The following is a 16,376-nucleotide window of genomic DNA, read 5'->3' as shown; positions in this document are numbered from 1 at the left end:
ACAGTTTTATTTTTATTTACTAATAAAAGAGTGAAAAACAGCTCATACAAACGGTTTTATAAACCATTCGTATGAGCTGTTTTTTGTGGAGCTACCTATTTCATATTGATTTATTTTGCAAAGAATTCAATAATCCCATCAACGATAGAAATGGCAATTTTGCTTTGGAAATCTTTAGAAACCATTCGGATTTCATCTTCTTTATTTGACGTAAAGCCCAGCTCTAGTAATACTGCAGGAGCGGAATTATTCTTTAAAACATAAAAATCACTGTCTCTTACACCACGATTTTTGGCATTAATACTTTGTTTAAAGATAGATGCTTGCAGGATTTCAGCTAATTTTTCGCTCTTGTTTTGATGTGAACTGTAATGAACAGCTATTCCGTTAACACTAGGGTCGGTAAAAGCGTCATGATGAATACTAATATACAAATCAGCTGAAACATCATCGGCAATTTGAATTCTTTTTTGTAATGCTTCTCTTTGATTACGGCCTAAATCTATATCTTTATCACGTGTTAAGACGACTGTTGCGGCTGTTCTTTTTTCAAGCTCCCGCTTAATATTTTGTGCTACTGTAAGATTCACCTCTTTTTCGCTTGTTCCAAAGGTTAAGCCAGTTGTGCCAATATCAACGCCGCCATGGCCAGGATCAATCACAATGTTTTTCCCCTCTAATAAACCAATGGTATTACTTTCTATTGCATTATTGTCAATTTCAATTATCTCAGCACTATTACCTTGAGTAACATACATTAGACAAACGAAACTAGAACAAATAAAAGATACTAAAAGATACTTCCAACTATTTTTCTTCATTTTTTTAAACACTCCTAATCTATTAAGTTCAGCTGATTAACATGAACCAATAGTAAGATGTCTAGATAAAGATAAAATGAAGAAAAGATAAATATGAAATAAAACTAATTCCTGACCGTGCTTTATGTTCAAAGATAAATCGTTGAACCGTTGAGAGAGTGAGCTGACCATACACATTTCAATTAAAAAGAAAAAGAGCAGAGTCAGCAATTTTCTTTAATTTAACTCGACACAATCTGCATTTTATCTTTATATTGTTCAATTAGACTAGCCTTTGTAAAGGAGAGGTTGAACAATATGAAAACATCACGAAAAACTATCAAGAAGAATGGGGTAATAGAAGGACTAAAAATAATCGGAATTGTTCTAACTACTATTATTCTAATGTTCTATATAAGAGAGAAATCCAATACACTACCTGTCAAAATAATTGCAGAGGAACAAAGTAAACAAATGGCACCACAGCAACAAAGTGAAGTCATAAAAGAGGAGCTTAAAATAGAGAATAAACCAATAAGTAGACCCTTAGGAAAAGTTGTATATCTAACATTTGATGATGGTCCTAGTCTTTTGACGGGACAATTTTTAGATGTATTAAAAGAACATGATGTAAAAGCAACTTTTTTTATGCAAGGAGCCAATTTGCAGAATGAAAATTTACAAAACAATGTAAAGCGAGCTACATCTGAAGGGCATTATGTAGGAGCACATAGCATGACACATAATAGTAAACATCTATACACGGACGGTCAGTTTGTACAAGAAATGAATGAAGCAATTGCTATAATTCATGATATTACAGGTACAAACCCTAAATTAGTTAGAGCGCCATATGGTTCAGTACCAGGCTTAGATAATGAACAACTTCGCAATCAAATTGTAGAAGCGAATATTAAAGTATGGGATTGGACAATTGATTCTTTAGACTGGAAATTGAAAAATAACCCTTATCAAATTGTAGAAAACATAAAAAATGGAACTTCAAGAGATGTAGAAGTTGTACTCATGCATGAAGTACATCAAACACTTCAAGTACTTCCAGACATTATTTCTTTTTATAAGGAAAGAGGGTATAAGTTTGGTGTTTATCATGACTTTGTTCATTTCCCTTTAAATTTTCGCAATGATAAACGGTTGTGAAAAATGGTGGTGGATGTATTAGGTTTATCAAGATCTATATATAGAGCTTTTTAAAATAAAGGGTAATACATACTACACATGACTAATATGTATTACCCTTTTATTGTAGATTTGAAATTAAGTTAGATTATTTGTAACAAAGTCTGGTTATTGCTTTTTTAAAAATTGATTAAAAAGATGCTTCAAACGTTGATTTAATGAAAGAAGAGATATTAAAAGCATGTCAAAAAAACGTTTATTTTACTTTTTTGTCATTTCTAAAAGAATAAATGAACCTTTTTAAAAATAGGGAGTATTATTTTTCATTTTTTTGGATGTAATTTCAGAATTGAAAATATTACATAATGTTATAATTCCATGTTGTAACTGTTGTTCATTCATATAAGAAAAGCTTAATCGCATATGGTGATTCTCTTGCTCCACAGGGTAACAAGCTGATCCCGGTAAAAATGTTACAAAATTTTTTTTGGCTTCCATGAGTAGCAGATTTGTATCTATCCAGGTTGGAAGACTAATCCATATGTTCAACCCTCCATTTGGTATAATCCATGAAATCTCTTCTGGCGCGTATTGTGATAATAAATCGAGAGTCAAATCTCGTCTTACTCTTAAGGCTGTTCTTAATTTTTTCATATGATCAATCATTTTTTTTGAAGTAATGAATGGTAATAATGACTTTTGTGTTAATAATGGACTTCCTAAATCAGCATTTGATTTAGCCGCTAATAGTCGATTGAATATAGAACCTGAAGCTGAAAGTATCCCAATTCTGCAACTTGGAGCTAATGTTTTACTCAGCCCTTTTAAATAGATCACATGACCATAATAATCTATACTTTTAATAGGAGCAGGAGGTTTTTTATCAAAATAAATCTCACCCCATGGGTCATCTTCTACAATAATACATTGAATACTTTTAGCTATCTCTAATATTTGCCTACGTCGCTTTAGGGACATAACCGCACCTGTAGGATTATGAAATGTAGGTATTGTATAAATAATTTTTGGTTTGTATTTATCACATAAATTTTGAAGTATATCCACTTTCATACCCTCTTTATCAACTGGAACTGTAAGTATCGTAGCGCCTCTCCCTCTAAAAATATCAATTGCCCCTGGATAAGTAGGACTTTCCATTACCACAACATCGCCTGGGCCAACAAATGTACGTGCGACAAGGTCTAATCCTTGCTGCGAACCATTTGTAATTAAAAGGTTATCAGGTGTAGTAGGAACTTCAAATTGTTTTAAATATTGAGTCATTGCTTCCCTCAGATTATAGTCTCCTTGGATTTCACTGTATTGTGATAAAATTCTTGGATTCTCCGAAAGCATTTTATGAATTTCTTGCTCTAAATATCGATTAGGAAGAAGCCCAGGGTCAATCATAGAAGAAGAAAGTTGAATTTCACCTGGAACGTGATGAAAGCGGGAAAACTGAGCTCTCGGAAGATAATCTTGTATAGATAGTTGCCAATTAAATGGTAAATAATCGTTTTTTATTTCCTCTATTTCTGTTTCTTCAGTATTTACAAATGTACCTTTTCCTTGAATAGAAGTTATAAAATTTCCCTTTTCAAGTTCTTTATATGCCTTTACAACAGTAACAAAACTTACTTCTAACTCTTTAGATAATTCGCGGACAGAAGGTAACTGACTACCTTGTGGTATTAGACCTGATCGTATGTGATCAACAATGGATAGAAATATTTGTTTGGAAAGTGAAGTTTCAGAATTTCGTTGAATTTCAATATGCATGTTTACCCTCCATTAAGTGTTATACAAGTGCATTGAGTGTTATACATGGTTTCGGTATAAAATATAGGGGATTTCAAATGAACAAATTATAACACTGGGAAGGGTGTATTGCGATGTTAAAAAATTGAGAGAAGCTTGAACAGTTTAAGTAATACAAAAGAAAAGATAATATACAGGAGGTTTTTCAATATGAAATATTATGTAGTAGATGCTTTCGCTGAAAAATTATTCGAAGGTAATCCAGCTGGTGTTTGTATTATGGAAGATTGGTTACCTGAGGATTTGATGCAGAAAATTGCTAGCGAGAATAACCTTTCTGAAACAGCGTTTGCTGTAAAGGAAGGGGATAAAGACAATTATCATTTAAGATGGTTTACACCAGGAGGGGAAATTGATCTTTGCGGACATGCTACCTTAGCAACCGCATATGTAATCACTAACTATTATGAAAAACAACTAGAAAAAATCAGATTTCAAACAATGAGCGGGGAACTGATTGTTTTGAAAAATAATAATCTTTATGAATTGGATTTTCCGAGTATTAAAATTGAGGAATATATTCTGACAGAACAGATGGTGGAAGCACTTGGTATAACGCCTATTGAAACCTATATAGGGAGAGATTTGGTGTTTGTACTCGAAAAAGAAGATGATGTGCTTAATTTATCTCCTGACTTTGCTAAATTAGCACAATTTCCAGAAGGACTTGCAGTTTTTGTGACTGCAAAGGGAAAAGCAGTTGATTTTGTATCCAGAGCTTTTTGGCCAAAGTTACAGGTAAATGAAGATCCAGTTTGTGGCTCAGCACACTGTAGTTTAATTCCTTTTTGGGCAAAACGATTAGAAAAAAACGACATGATTGCTAGACAGCTCTCTAAACGTGGTGGAACACTATACTGTAAATACAAAGAGGATAGAGTAAAAATAAGTGGTTCCGCTGTTTTATATTCAATTGCAGATCTCCAATTAAATTTATAACAAAAAATGTACTTTTTTAAATGATATGTTTTAATCAATCGAAAATAAAAGTTTATAAAGAAAGTGAAAGATTGGATCATATGTACCAGGGTTAATGTACAATTACCATGCCACATATAATTTTTCTTTTTATCTTTCAATTATTATTTTGTTAATTGCCGCAATTCTTACATTGTCACTTCCTGAGCTTAATGTGAAAAAGGAAAGAACTCACTCTGTATAAACAAAATAAGTACTTAAAAGGGAGATTATAGTATGTTAAAACTAATATGATTGTATGTTTTAATGATGGTGATTTCTTTAGGACATGATGGTCCTAGACAAGTGGTTTGAACGATAGTTTCGGAATTTCTAATGGAGGGAGCTACTTATGAGAAAACAAAAATTACTTGTAATTGGTTTATTTATCATTGCTTTTATGTGGATCATGCATACATTATCGAAAAATTTTATGGTGGATCCCGATTTTGAAAAGTTCCTGAACAATAAGGATGAAATCATTTCTAATCCTACTGTATGGGCCGTCATGTTACGGATACATATTATTCTAGCTGTCATTGCTTTATTGACAGGCCCAGTAGGCATGATGAAAAGTTTACGGAATAAACGATTACCATTTCACCGTTTTAATGGTCGAATCTATATCTTTTCAATTGTATTAAACTTTATCCCCGGTGTATATGTTTCTCTATTTGCGACAGGTGGTTGGCTAAGTACTTTCGGATTTCTTATTTTAAATACGCTCTGGCTGATAACAACAACTCTCGGTTATAAATCTATCAAAAGAAAAGATATTGTAAGACATAGTCAATGGATTACTCGGAGTTTCTTTCTCACTTTTGCCAATACAATCATTTATATTATTGTCGCAGTTACACATAATGGATTAAATCTTTCCTATGGGCTTTTATACTATTGCTGTGTGGCTATGCTGGATTATTAGTTTAGCTATAGCAGAAATTGTGATTAAGAAAAAAATTCTAGCATGATATTAAATAATTATAAGCCTTTTCAAATTAAATATTAAAAGTTTTTGGAAAAAATAGTGAAGTAATAAATGAGTAATACTCAATTTGAGGGTGTTATTATCGGGATTCGATTCTCGAAAAACAAGTTTATTTTTCAGCTTTATTTGTAAAATAACGATCTCAAATAAAATTAAACAACTTTAATACCCTTCCAATAAATTCAATGTTGAAAGGGTATTGGTTTTATTAAGATAAAATAAAAAAAATTTATTATTTCCATATATTTTGATTATGACTGGTTGTTTATTGCATGAAAGATTCCTTCGTTGGAGTTCGGTACACTAAGTGCTGATAAGCCTTCACATATAGCAACTGGCAACAAAACTGCCGCTAAGTTTAAGTGTTTGTGATAAAATTGCATCTTTCAATTTATATATTTGATTATAGCCGTCTGTGTATGCCATTTTTAGTTGATTCCGCAATTGTTTGTTTTCTTCCTCCTTTTTCATGATTCTTCGCTTCAATGATTCAATAATTACATCTTTATTGCTATCACTCATCTCACGTTTTCTCTGTTTTGGTGTAGGGGTTTGTGCTTGCTGCTGGCGTAGGGTCTCAATTCGTTCATATTTCTGTACGTCTAATTCGGAAAAGTCAATTGCTAAGTCCTTACATGGACTTCCATCGTGACACGTTAAACACGGTGGTGCTTCCATATGTGCACAATTACCCTTTAAATGAGCGTGACTTGTCCCATAAGGATTGTCCATCGCATTTAATTTGTGATCTTGCCATAAAGCATCCAAAATATCTGTAGGAATATCTTCTTGTGGCATGACAGAATACATGTTTTTAAATTCTGTTGAAAATTTTCATTCTGAATTCATCTCATCTTGATTTTATCTTTACATTGTTCAGCAATAATAGTTTATGTAATACAAATAAATGAAAAGAGGGATTAAGATGAGTAAAAAGAATTTAATCATTGCATTTGGTATTTCAACAGCATTTATAGTAGGCGGCGGGCATACCTACGCTACACAAATTCAGAAAGATGAGTCAGTAAAACCCGTACAAATAGTTCACACACAAACGGATGAAACAACAAAACAAGAAAGTAAAGAGCTACCAACTCAAAAAAGTAAAGAACTACCAACTGAATTTAGTTTTACTGATGAGGCTTTGTTTACAACGAATGGTCAGCCTGATTACTTTGCAAATGCGTTTTTAAATAATCAGGACCTATTTTCTTTATTAAATATGAATGCAACAGAATTAAAACAACAATTGGCAACTGGTAAATCGGTTGTAGAAATTGCAGCATCTAAGAATGTATCTAAACAAGAAGTGATTGAGGTCATTGCAAAAGCACAGAAAGAGGTGCAGTTTAAAGGGGGAGAAACGGAAGAAACGCTAGAAGAATATTCAAAAAGTATTGAAGTAAAAGTATTACATGTAATTGAGTACAAAAGTAATTGAGCACAAATATACGATAAAAAAATATTCTTACCACTTTAAAAACGTATACAATTAGGAAGAATACAGATTATACAAATGGTTTTGTTAACCATTCGTATGATCTGTTCTTTTTTATGGAGTTACTTGAGCATATGTAAGTTTTACTGATGACTATCCAATTGCAGTTTCAGCCGGAAAAACTTATAACATTAAGGCATACCCAATTTTTTTAGTTGAAAAATTTTGCAATCTAGAATGATCCTGTTATTGGTTGGGATACATTAAAAGGAAGCGGATATACTAATAAGCCAATTGATGTATGTTTCGCTGTTACCAAATAATTCAATAAATGCTGTCTGTCTCTTACATAAAAATTCTTCTAATAGTATGACAAGTCTTACCTCCTTCCTGTTATTTCAAATAAGAAGGGGGTATACATATGAAGTAAATTAACGAACAAAAAAATGAATCGATACCTCTAAGTTGGACATAAAAAAATAAGGGCAAGTAACCTCTTGCCAAGCAAGGGATTTTAGACAGACAATAAAAAAACCCGGAAAATAAATTCCGGGTTCGATTACCACTTACATTTATTCCTCCATGACACACTGCCTCGCTTCCGCATTGGATTCTAAGATTTACCTAAGAAAACCGTACTTTAGCTTTATCAGTATTGATGGTCCTTCAGAGCTATCGATCAACCTTACTCATCGGGTTAACCCTCCTAGTCATATAGGATTCAAAGTGAAATCTTTAATAGTATAGTCCAAAAATTATTTTTTATACGTATTAATTTTTGATTAAGCTATTTCCACGTAAAAGATGGTGATGGCTATTCTTTGTGCATAGAAATGAGCCACAAAAAATCAGCCTCTGGTATAATCTGAATATCGATGCCGTGGCTAATCAACTGCTCAGCTTTTAATTGTTTCGTACTTATACCACGACGTTTATCTCCAAGAATTAAGAAAGCTGTCTCCTGGGTAACGGCTCCTTGCATAATTCCTCCAAAAACTCGTACTTTTTTTGCAGCCTCTGAACGTGTCATCGTGGAAAGGGCCCCTGTAAAGACGATTTGTTTTTTATCAAATGGATGCATCGGGCATTCCGATGGGTCACAAAAGAAGATGACTTCTGGGTTGTCTTTATGTTTGTGCATGTTGGCTCTCCTTAATTGTTTAGAAAGATTGATGAATTACATCACAAGGTATTTTTTCTTCATGTGACATTTCATACAATTATCTTCAGAAAAAAATCTGTTACTACCTTTATTTCAATATAAAACATTCAAATGCAATTATCGATGAAATGTTATGTTTTAATTATATACTAGTTGAAACAGCACTCAAATTAGTCATGGAACTGAACCGGTTTTTACTAAATGTGTTAACATACACTTTTAACATTGAAATTACATGTGTTAAGCAAAATGAATTTATGGGCTATTGAAGACGACGTTCGGATAAAGCGGAATTTTGAGGTGAAAAATTATGGCTAAAATTGACAACATGATGGCGATTCTATGGATGTTGCATTCTGGCAGGAAAATGACTGCACAACAAATAGCTGAAAAGTTAGAGATGAATATCAGGACTGTTTACCGTTATATTGATGCACTTTCTGCCAGTGGTGTGCCGATTATCGCTGACTCTGGTCATAATGGGGGGTATACCCTGCTGAATAATTTTATTGAAAGTCCACTTCTATTTGATGTGGAGGAGCAAACGGCATTACAACATGCTGCTACTTTTGCAAAAGAAGCTGGATATTTTTTAGGGGAGGCATTGGACAGAGCAACATCAAAGCTACAGATGTATGCCAATCAAGAGCAGGAAAGACTGATCAAGCAACATTTACAAGGACTTGAAGTACTCAGTCCAATCGGAAAAGCATCTCTGGAGCCAATATTGAAAAAATTGGAGCAAGGTATAGTACACGAATCGTCTGTAGAAATTGAATACCATACAAGTCGTGAACAGCAACCTAAACGTCGGATTGTTGATCCATATGGCATACTTTATTGGAATAACAATTGGTATGTCATAGCTTTTTGTCATCTAAGGAATGACATCCGCAGTTTTAGAGTGGGGAGAATTGTTAGTATTAGTCAAACAGAAAGTACTTTCCATCGACCAACGTCTTTTTCGGCAGATGAATTTTTTATGAAAAACCTACTTCCAGAAGTAGAAGATAAGCAAGGGCTTATGCCTTTAGTTGTTGGTGGTAAGGCAAGTGCGTTAGATAACTTATGCCAGCATTGGTTTTTAGGACATCATTTCAAAGAACGGACTTCAAATACAGTGATATTTCTACTAGAAGAAGAAGCAATTCATACGTATGTACCGTATTTACTTTTACCCTATGGCAAATCTATTCAAGTAATTGAACCGGAAAGTTTGAAGCAAAAACTGATTGAAGTTCTCTATGAATTAATAAATTATTATCAAGTTTGAAAACTTTACTGACGGAGGATGTCAGTGAAGTTTTTTTATAATAGGGTATATCGACTAAAAGGAGTGTGTAGTATGTATACAAAAAAAGTGTATCTTTATGTATTTGATACGATGGCAGACTGGGAAGTAGGTTATTTAATTGCTGAACTGAACTCGGGCAGATATTTTAAAAAAGATTTAGCACCTTTAGAGGTGGTTGCGGTAGGCATTGATAAAAATTCTGTTACTACAATGGGCGGATTGACGATACTACCTAGTATTTCGATTGACGAATGTATGTTGGAAAGCAAGGATGTTTTAGTTCTTCCAGGTGGGAACACTTGGTTAGAGGCAATGCACGAACCTATATTGAAAAAAGCTGGTCAATCTTTACAAGAAGGTACTGTTGTTGCGGCGATTTGTGGGGCAACATTGGGGCTTGCAAAGGTAGGATTGCTAGACGCAAGAAGGCATACAAGCAACAATCTAGAATATCTAAAAATGATTTGTCCTCATTATATTGGAGAAAAATATTATGAAATGGAACCAGCAGTAACTGATGGGAATTTAGTTACGGCATCAGGAATAGCGCCGTTGGAATTTGCGATGCATGTATTGAAGGTGCTAGATGTATTTGCACTAGAGACATTACAATCATGGTTCAATCTAAATCAAACTCAAGAACCAAAATACTTCTTTGAATTAATGAATTCTGTTAAATAGCTGATTAGATGTAATGGTCGGAGGACATACATTATTAGCATGTGTTAATGGAAATTGGCATTATGGTCTAACACCAGCAGAATCGATGAAGAGAAAGAATTTTATCAAATGTATTGGTCATTTGTGGATGAAGCAAAGAATGAATTGAAAGATTAGTTAAATAATTGGGGGCTATGATTAATGGTTGCCTTTCAAATTTTACAGAAACAACTTTATGGTTCTAATTAGTTCAAGAAGGAATTGTCTAATAAACTATAAATTTTCCAAAATAAATAGCAATTGAAGTTTAAACAAAATAAAGCATGAGAAAAAATATCCTCATGCTTTATTAAAATTCTTTATCCCTTATTTCATTATCATACATAATATTTACATGTGCTTGTGCTTGTTCGACATTTAATTCATGTTGGAGATAATCAATAAAAGATTGAAACATTTCTTCGTTTATCTCTTTTTTTTTGTTGTTTAAGCTAATATTAAGCGTAGGTGTACCCCCCAATGCATATGAAGGCGTAAATGCCATACCCTGTGGTTCTCCAAATGTTTCAGTTATATAACTGAAAACTTTCTGTCTTACTTGTTCGATGAAATTTGTTTCCTCTTGGATTGTTATATCATCTTCCTTTGTTCCGTATAACTGTTTTCGTAAACCATGAATGTATGTTGTGTTTCTATATTTAAAATCACTGCAGCATAATAAAAACTATCATATTGATTATCACGATCATAAAGGACATGAGTGATTTCGTATTCCATGGTTGGATATATCTCTCGTAAGTATTGTTCTGCTTGTGAAATTACTTTTGCTTCTTCTTTTTCATCTGGTATCAACGATGCCTTAAAATGAAGTATTAATAAGACAGACCCTACAATTAGCAATACCACTATTCCTGCAATTGTAAAAATGTAGACTCTGCACCAACTTTTTTTATAAAAAGTAATTAAGTTACAATTTTATGCTCTGAAAAGATGCAGAGAACAATATTAACCTACTATTAGAAATAGGCTGGAACAGTGACCAGACAAAAATGGAAGCAGCGCGCTTTAATGTTTCAACTGGAGTATACATTAAACCTAATTTGTAAGTTTCACCCCTTATTAAGCTAACCGGGGCTTTCGTGGAAGATTGTTGAGCTGTATAGACAGCCCTTTTTTCTTATACAAGGAGATAGAAGCAGGGATTGAGAAAGGGACTAAGTAGGTGAATGTGAATATTCTAGGGTACCCGGTAATTTTTTTGGTTAAAAAACCATTTATTACAATATCATGAAACTATTCTTTGCTACATTCGTATAGTAATTAATTACGAAAAAGTAGGTGAGAAATTGAAGGTAGAACGTGTTGAACTGATGGACGCATTGAGGGGTTTTTCGCTAATCGGAATTTTAATAGCAAATATGCTTCATTTCCAATTTGGTGCATCAGGAGTAGAAATTCTTGAATCGGCGAGCGGGCTTAATAAAGTAAGTTATTATTTTGTAAAAATTGTTGTAGAAGGGTCATTTTATCCGATTTTTGGTTTTGTATTTGGTTATGTTTTGATAAAAATGATGGAATCACGAGAGGCTTCGGGGTTAAAGTACAAAAATATTGTGTTTCGACGGGCAGTTGGCTTATCCGTATTAGGGGCGATGCATATTGCGCTTGTGTGGGAAGGAGACGTTTTATTGTCATATGGCTCGACTCTTTTCATTTTATTATTATTCTTCTTAAAGCGCCGTGTGAAAACGTATTTTGTGTGGGGCTTCATTTTAACAGCAATCCTAGGAGTGGGAACCTTTTTTGGCAGCAGTTTTATACAGCTCGTTAAGCCTTTAACGACAGCGGAAATCATGATTTATCAGGACGGTACATATGCAGAAATATTGACGCAACGATTAGGTGAATTTATTGTAGAGGGTGGCTTTACACTATTATTCATCCTACCAATTGGCTGGCTTTTATATGTTGCTATAAGCTTTCTTGCAGTAGGTCCATTTGTATTATTCGGAATGGGCCTGGCGAAAAGGGGCGCATTTTTACAGCTAGAGAAAAGCACTCAGACATATAAAAAAGTGGCGCTGTTCGTACCAGTCGGGCTATTGCTGAAGGGGATTATTATTTTTGACACGCCGTACAGCTTATTTATTTATTCGGCAGGGACATATGTGTTAGCGATTGGTTATATTGCCTTATTTGCATGGTTATTTAGCCGCTATCAAACGCAAATGAACGATTATTTTGCCCCAATCGGAAAACTATCGCTCACAAACTATTTAATGCAATCGCTCATTTGTACGATTATTTTTTATGGTTACGGTTTTGGGTTGTTTGGAAAATTGGGTATATTTGTTGGAATCCTTTTATCGGTCATCATTTATGGCATTCAGCTAAAAGCAAGTCAACTATATTTAAAGCGCTTTTCACTCGGTCCAGTAGAAATAATTTTAAGGTGGTTCGTTTATTTTAAAAATCCTCGGAAAGTGGATTAATATTGTGTATCGGGTGAAGCTGTGCTGCTAAAAGTAACCTGAAAAAACCTATTGAATTTTATACAAATCTTGGTTTAGAGTTTGACCATTGTGTTGAGGATAAATTAGCTTTTTTGTGGATTGAAAAAGATAAAAGTTGGTTGTGATTATGGGAAACCGATAAAGTAGAAATTGAATATCATCCTTCAATCAGACATATAGCTTTTCAAGTCTCGTTGGAAGGATTAAATAAATCAGTTAGTTGGCTTAAAAATAAGGGATATGAACCAAGAGAAGCATTTGGTTTTGAGCCTCTTGAACCTTTTGGAATGGCTCATAATGGTTATGCTCACGCCAAAATACATTTTAATGATCCAGATGGAATAGTTTAGAGTTTATTTGTAAACTTGAAAATCCTAAGAAAATTACAAAACGTATGTACTTAAGTGAGTGGGAGCAATTAAATTATGGATAGCTAGAAAAATATTTATTGAACTAAACGGGGTGCTTTAATTGAAGAGCTCTTAAGATAGATTAGATCGTTATTCCGTTAAAGGGCGCGATATGTACTTAAACAAACAGGTGCATTAGCAGAACAAGGCTGCCTTTAGGTTAGCTTTTTCATTTAAAAAACTAAATAAACAGCAGGTTAGTTAAACTAAGGGCAGTTTGAAGGAGGATAGGAATGACTGATTTATTTTTATTTTATTATTTTTTACCGTTGTTATTTTCATTTTTATGGTTTATCAATTTAGTTCAGCTATTAGAAAAACTAAAACAAAATAGAGATATTAAAAATCAAAAAATACTGGGTTCCCTATGGAGTATTTGCTTAACTTTTTCGATTCTTTTATCGGTATCATTATTATAGGGACGATTATGAGCTATTCTCCTTTCGAAATCAAACGAATTAATTATCTCTGCTTAGATTATGTAGTTTTATTTGTTAGATTGTGAAGGAAAGTACTTACAGTAACGGGGTGCTTTACTTGAAGAACAATGAGTTGCATAGGCAACTCATTTTTTCTTTAAGCCTATATAACCCACTAGCACCCATGTGTTGCCAAATACACTCCGCACATTGTGAAGAGGTTGCCTAGTTGGAATTAAACTGAATAATTCGATATGAAATAGGGTTATTTTATTAATAACGATAAATTGATCCTTTTTGATTTGTCAACTTATTATTCATGAATGATTTTTGTAGTCTCACTATACTATTGATGTTCAGATTTAGGAATAAAAATAAAAGCAATGTCTCCTGTTGTCGCTAAACACACCGCCATTTCTTTTCATATTTAATATTAGTGTGTAAAGAATGGAAATCCATCATGTGGGAAATAATGTAGTTCTCTTTTGCAAATAACAATTCAAAATAAAACCAAATCAATACGGAGGTAAAAAAATGAATGTCCTTGATTGTATCATTATAGGTGGAGGTCCTTCTGGGTTAAGTGCTAGCTTAACTTTAGGAAGGGCTAGGAGAAACATTACATTATTTGACGATGGAACGAATAGGAATAGAGTGACACAAGCGTCACATGGATTTATTACTCGAGATGGGATAAAACCACAAGCGTTTAAAGAAATAGCGTTAAAAGAGTTGGAGAATTACCCGTCCGTATCATATTTTACTGCAACAGTTACTGAAATCATTAAGGATATAGGTAATGAGCGATTTACTGTCAAAACATCTACTAGTCAGGAATTTGTTTCAGAAAAAATAATACTCGCCACCGGTATTCAAGAAATATTTACTATACCAAGTATAAGAAAGTTTTATGGGAAAAGTCTATTTAGTTGTCCGTATTGTGATGGCTGGGAGCAAAAAGATAAGCCATTAGTGGTTATTGCAGAAAAAGAAGAGCATGTACTGCATTTGACTAAGTTAATTTATAATTGGTCGCAGGATTTGGTTGTCTTAACGAATGGAGTTCAATTATCTAAAGAAGGTAAAATAGAGTTACAAAAACACAATATCAAAATTATATCGGAAAAGATAAAAGACTTAATAGGTAATGACGGTTACTTACAAAAAATAGAGTTTGAAACAGGAGCAAACAATTATAAGATCGGGTGGATTTGTTGCCCCATCTTATTATCACCCAAATCAATTTGCTGAGAAGCTTGGCTGTGAAATTCATGAAAATGGAAAAGTTATAACAGATGGTGTTGGTAGAACAACCCAAAAAAACGTATATATTGCAGGGGAAACAGAAAGATCTAAACCATCCTCTTTAATGCTTTCAGCTGCTAAAGGTAATAAAGCTGCGGTTTCAGTAAATACTGATTTAACGATGGAACGCTTTTGATTAGAATTTACGAAGAACGGATTTTGATTTTAGAATTCGTTTTTTCTTGTTGTTTAAAAAGGATTGAAGTTTTTTTGTTGAAGTTATTGAACTAACGGCACAGCTTAGTTTATAGACTTATTCAACAATCGGGCGCTTTTCTTCAATAAAATCCCTTACTTTTCCCGAATCCCCAATCTATTAAAGAGCCAAAAATTCAAAATTGGGTATTTATGTTAAAATGTAAATGGCTTCTTATTAATTGAGGAACATAAATGCGAATTTGCCTACAATATTAAAAAAGGTAAACTTTGGAGGCACACCACTGCAATAAGACTTATAACGAAATTAAGTTCTTGATATATCCCGTCAAGGACATATTATGAAACAGTACTTTAATAAAGGAGTTGTATAAAATGGATGAAAAAAAAGATACAGAAATAAAACGCTCTTCAAAAGCAGAAAACATTTTACCTCAGATCAATAGTAAAACTAAGCTAGGCGACTTACGAAAAATCGCGAAAGACATTAAAAAAGATCACGAACTAGCTATGGAACTTTGGTCAACCGAAGAGTTTTTGCCCAGACTATTAGCAATCTTAATTATGGACAAAAAACTTCTTTCACATGATGTGCTAAATAAGCTTGATAAGGATATGCAGACTCACACTTTTGATGAGCGAAATAACTTAATGGATTGGTTAATGGCTAATCAGCTCACCAAAGACAAGAAGAAGATTGCATTGATGAAGACATGGGAAAATAGTCCTTCTGCTCTTCAAAGGCGAGCTTTCTGGTATTATCAAGGGCGATTGAGATGGACTGGACAAACACCGCCTGATAACACCGCAGACTTGCTATCTGCATTAGAAGCTAATATTACGAAGGAAGAACCGGAAGTTCAATGGGCTATGAATTTCACCGCAGGCTGGATAGGCGTTTATGATGAAAAGAATCGTACACGTTGTATTAAACTTGGTGAGAAAACGGGTCTTTACAAAGATGAAATAGTAGCAAAAGGATGTACTCCCAACTATTTGCCGGAGTTCATTACGATTGAAGTTAACAAACGACATAATAATTAGTTACCTCTGAAAAATTTATTAGGGTTTAATGCAAAAAATAAAGGAATTCAAAGCCTCAATATGAAAATTGTATTAGACTTGGACCGAAAAATAAAGAAAACAACTCGTTATGGCAGCTAGTTAGTGAAATAATGCAAGGAAGATGTAAAGGATTAACCTACTATCTCTTTTTGATCTGTAGGGCGCTTAACTTTAAGAAGAACAACTTTCCAGCTGCGGAGTGCAACGATACTATTCAATAGAAAAAGAACATTCAACAAAACCAGCCAATA

General features: G+C 33.5%; 15 protein-coding genes and 1 pseudogene. 10 read left to right on the top strand and 6 right to left on the bottom strand.

The features are described 5' to 3' along the window. Positions 1-110 precede the first annotated feature (110 nt). Positions 111-821, bottom strand: coding sequence for an N-acetylmuramoyl-L-alanine amidase family protein (locus H131_RS20010; RefSeq protein WP_010860943.1), 711 nt, complete (start codon positions 819-821; stop codon positions 111-113). A gap of 297 nt (positions 822-1,118) precedes the next feature. Here H131_RS20010 and H131_RS20005 point away from each other — a divergent pair, with 297 nt between their 5' ends. After that, positions 1,119-1,961 carry a polysaccharide deacetylase family protein gene (locus H131_RS20005; RefSeq protein ID WP_010860942.1) on the top strand — a complete coding sequence of 281 codons (843 nt, stop codon included), beginning with the start codon at positions 1,119-1,121 and terminating at the stop codon, positions 1,959-1,961. Between the two features lie 279 nt (positions 1,962-2,240). On the opposite strand, the gene pdxR is transcribed toward H131_RS20005, so the two are convergent. Then, positions 2,241-3,719 carry a MocR-like pyridoxine biosynthesis transcription factor PdxR gene (pdxR, locus tag H131_RS20000; protein WP_010860941.1) on the bottom strand — a complete coding sequence of 493 codons (1,479 nt, stop codon included), beginning with the start codon at positions 3,717-3,719 and terminating at the stop codon, positions 2,241-2,243. Positions 3,720-3,908: 189 nt separating this feature from the next. On the opposite strand from pdxR, the gene H131_RS19995 reads away from it, so the two are divergent. Together H131_RS19995 and H131_RS19990 are read left to right on the top strand one after the other, a co-directional pair. Then, on the top strand, positions 3,909-4,697 hold the full coding sequence (locus H131_RS19995) for a PhzF family phenazine biosynthesis protein (RefSeq protein ID WP_010860940.1): 789 nt from the start codon (positions 3,909-3,911) through the stop codon (positions 4,695-4,697). A gap of 370 nt (positions 4,698-5,067) precedes the next feature. After that, positions 5,068-5,640, top strand: coding sequence for a DUF2306 domain-containing protein (locus tag H131_RS19990; RefSeq protein WP_010860939.1), 573 nt, complete (start codon positions 5,068-5,070; stop codon positions 5,638-5,640). Between the two features lie 384 nt (positions 5,641-6,024). On the opposite strand, the gene H131_RS25580 is transcribed toward H131_RS19990, so the two are convergent. Next, on the bottom strand, positions 6,025-6,513 hold the full coding sequence (locus H131_RS25580; RefSeq protein ID WP_010860938.1) for a hypothetical protein: 489 nt from the start codon (positions 6,511-6,513) through the stop codon (positions 6,025-6,027). 115 nt (positions 6,514-6,628) lie between these two features. On the opposite strand from H131_RS25580, the gene H131_RS23225 reads away from it, so the two are divergent. Continuing rightward, positions 6,629-7,144 (top strand): hypothetical protein, encoded by a 516-nt coding sequence (locus H131_RS23225; RefSeq protein ID WP_010860937.1) that lies wholly within the window; start codon positions 6,629-6,631, stop codon positions 7,142-7,144. An 811-nt stretch (positions 7,145-7,955) separates the two neighbouring features. Here the strand turns inward: H131_RS23225 and H131_RS19975 are convergent. Beyond that, positions 7,956-8,282 (bottom strand): BRCT domain-containing protein, encoded by a 327-nt coding sequence (locus tag H131_RS19975; RefSeq protein ID WP_010860936.1) that lies wholly within the window; start codon positions 8,280-8,282, stop codon positions 7,956-7,958. A gap of 331 nt (positions 8,283-8,613) precedes the next feature. Between H131_RS19975 and H131_RS19970 the strand changes: the two genes are divergently transcribed. Continuing rightward, the gene (locus H131_RS19970; RefSeq protein WP_010860935.1) at positions 8,614-9,576 is read left to right on the top strand and encodes a helix-turn-helix transcriptional regulator; all 963 of its coding nucleotides are present in this window, start codon (positions 8,614-8,616) and stop codon (positions 9,574-9,576) included. A gap of 72 nt (positions 9,577-9,648) precedes the next feature. After that, positions 9,649-10,278: a type 1 glutamine amidotransferase family protein gene (locus tag H131_RS19965; RefSeq protein ID WP_010860934.1), complete on the top strand. Its 630-nt coding sequence runs from the start codon at positions 9,649-9,651 to the stop codon at positions 10,276-10,278. Between the two features lie 328 nt (positions 10,279-10,606). On the opposite strand, the gene H131_RS19960 is transcribed toward H131_RS19965, so the two are convergent. Both H131_RS19960 and H131_RS19955 read right to left on the bottom strand, forming a co-directional pair. After that, complete coding sequence (locus H131_RS19960) at positions 10,607-10,801, bottom strand: hypothetical protein (protein ID WP_010860933.1); 195 nt, start codon at positions 10,799-10,801, stop codon at positions 10,607-10,609. An 86-nt stretch (positions 10,802-10,887) separates the two neighbouring features. Next, a complete protein-coding gene (locus H131_RS19955; protein WP_010860932.1) occupies positions 10,888-11,157 on the bottom strand; it encodes a hypothetical protein in 270 nt (89 codons plus the stop codon). Between the two features lie 446 nt (positions 11,158-11,603). On the opposite strand from H131_RS19955, the gene H131_RS19950 reads away from it, so the two are divergent. The 4 genes and pseudogenes from H131_RS19950 to H131_RS19935 all read left to right on the top strand — a co-directional run bounded on the left by H131_RS19950 (position 11,604) and on the right by H131_RS19935 (position 16,104). Next, positions 11,604-12,749, top strand: coding sequence for a DUF418 domain-containing protein (locus tag H131_RS19950; protein ID WP_010860931.1), 1,146 nt, complete (start codon positions 11,604-11,606; stop codon positions 12,747-12,749). Positions 12,750-13,413: 664 nt separating this feature from the next. Further along, positions 13,414-13,599, top strand: a complete 186-nt coding sequence (locus H131_RS19945; RefSeq protein ID WP_010860930.1) for a hypothetical protein — start codon at positions 13,414-13,416, stop codon at positions 13,597-13,599. Positions 13,600-14,133: 534 nt separating this feature from the next. Beyond that, positions 14,134-15,040: pseudogene (locus H131_RS19940) on the top strand (NAD(P)/FAD-dependent oxidoreductase). 395 nt (positions 15,041-15,435) lie between these two features. Next, positions 15,436-16,104, top strand: coding sequence for a DNA alkylation repair protein (locus H131_RS19935; protein WP_010860928.1), 669 nt, complete (start codon positions 15,436-15,438; stop codon positions 16,102-16,104). Positions 16,105-16,376: the final 272 nt, after the last annotated feature.

Origin of the sequence: Lysinibacillus sphaericus OT4b.31, assembly GCF_000392615.1 — a bacterium.
In the GTDB taxonomy this organism is placed as follows: domain Bacteria; phylum Bacillota; class Bacilli; order Bacillales_A; family Planococcaceae; genus Lysinibacillus; species Lysinibacillus sphaericus_B.
The sequence above is the reverse complement of the archived record's forward strand: the minus strand, read 5'-3'. Positions and strand labels throughout refer to the sequence as shown.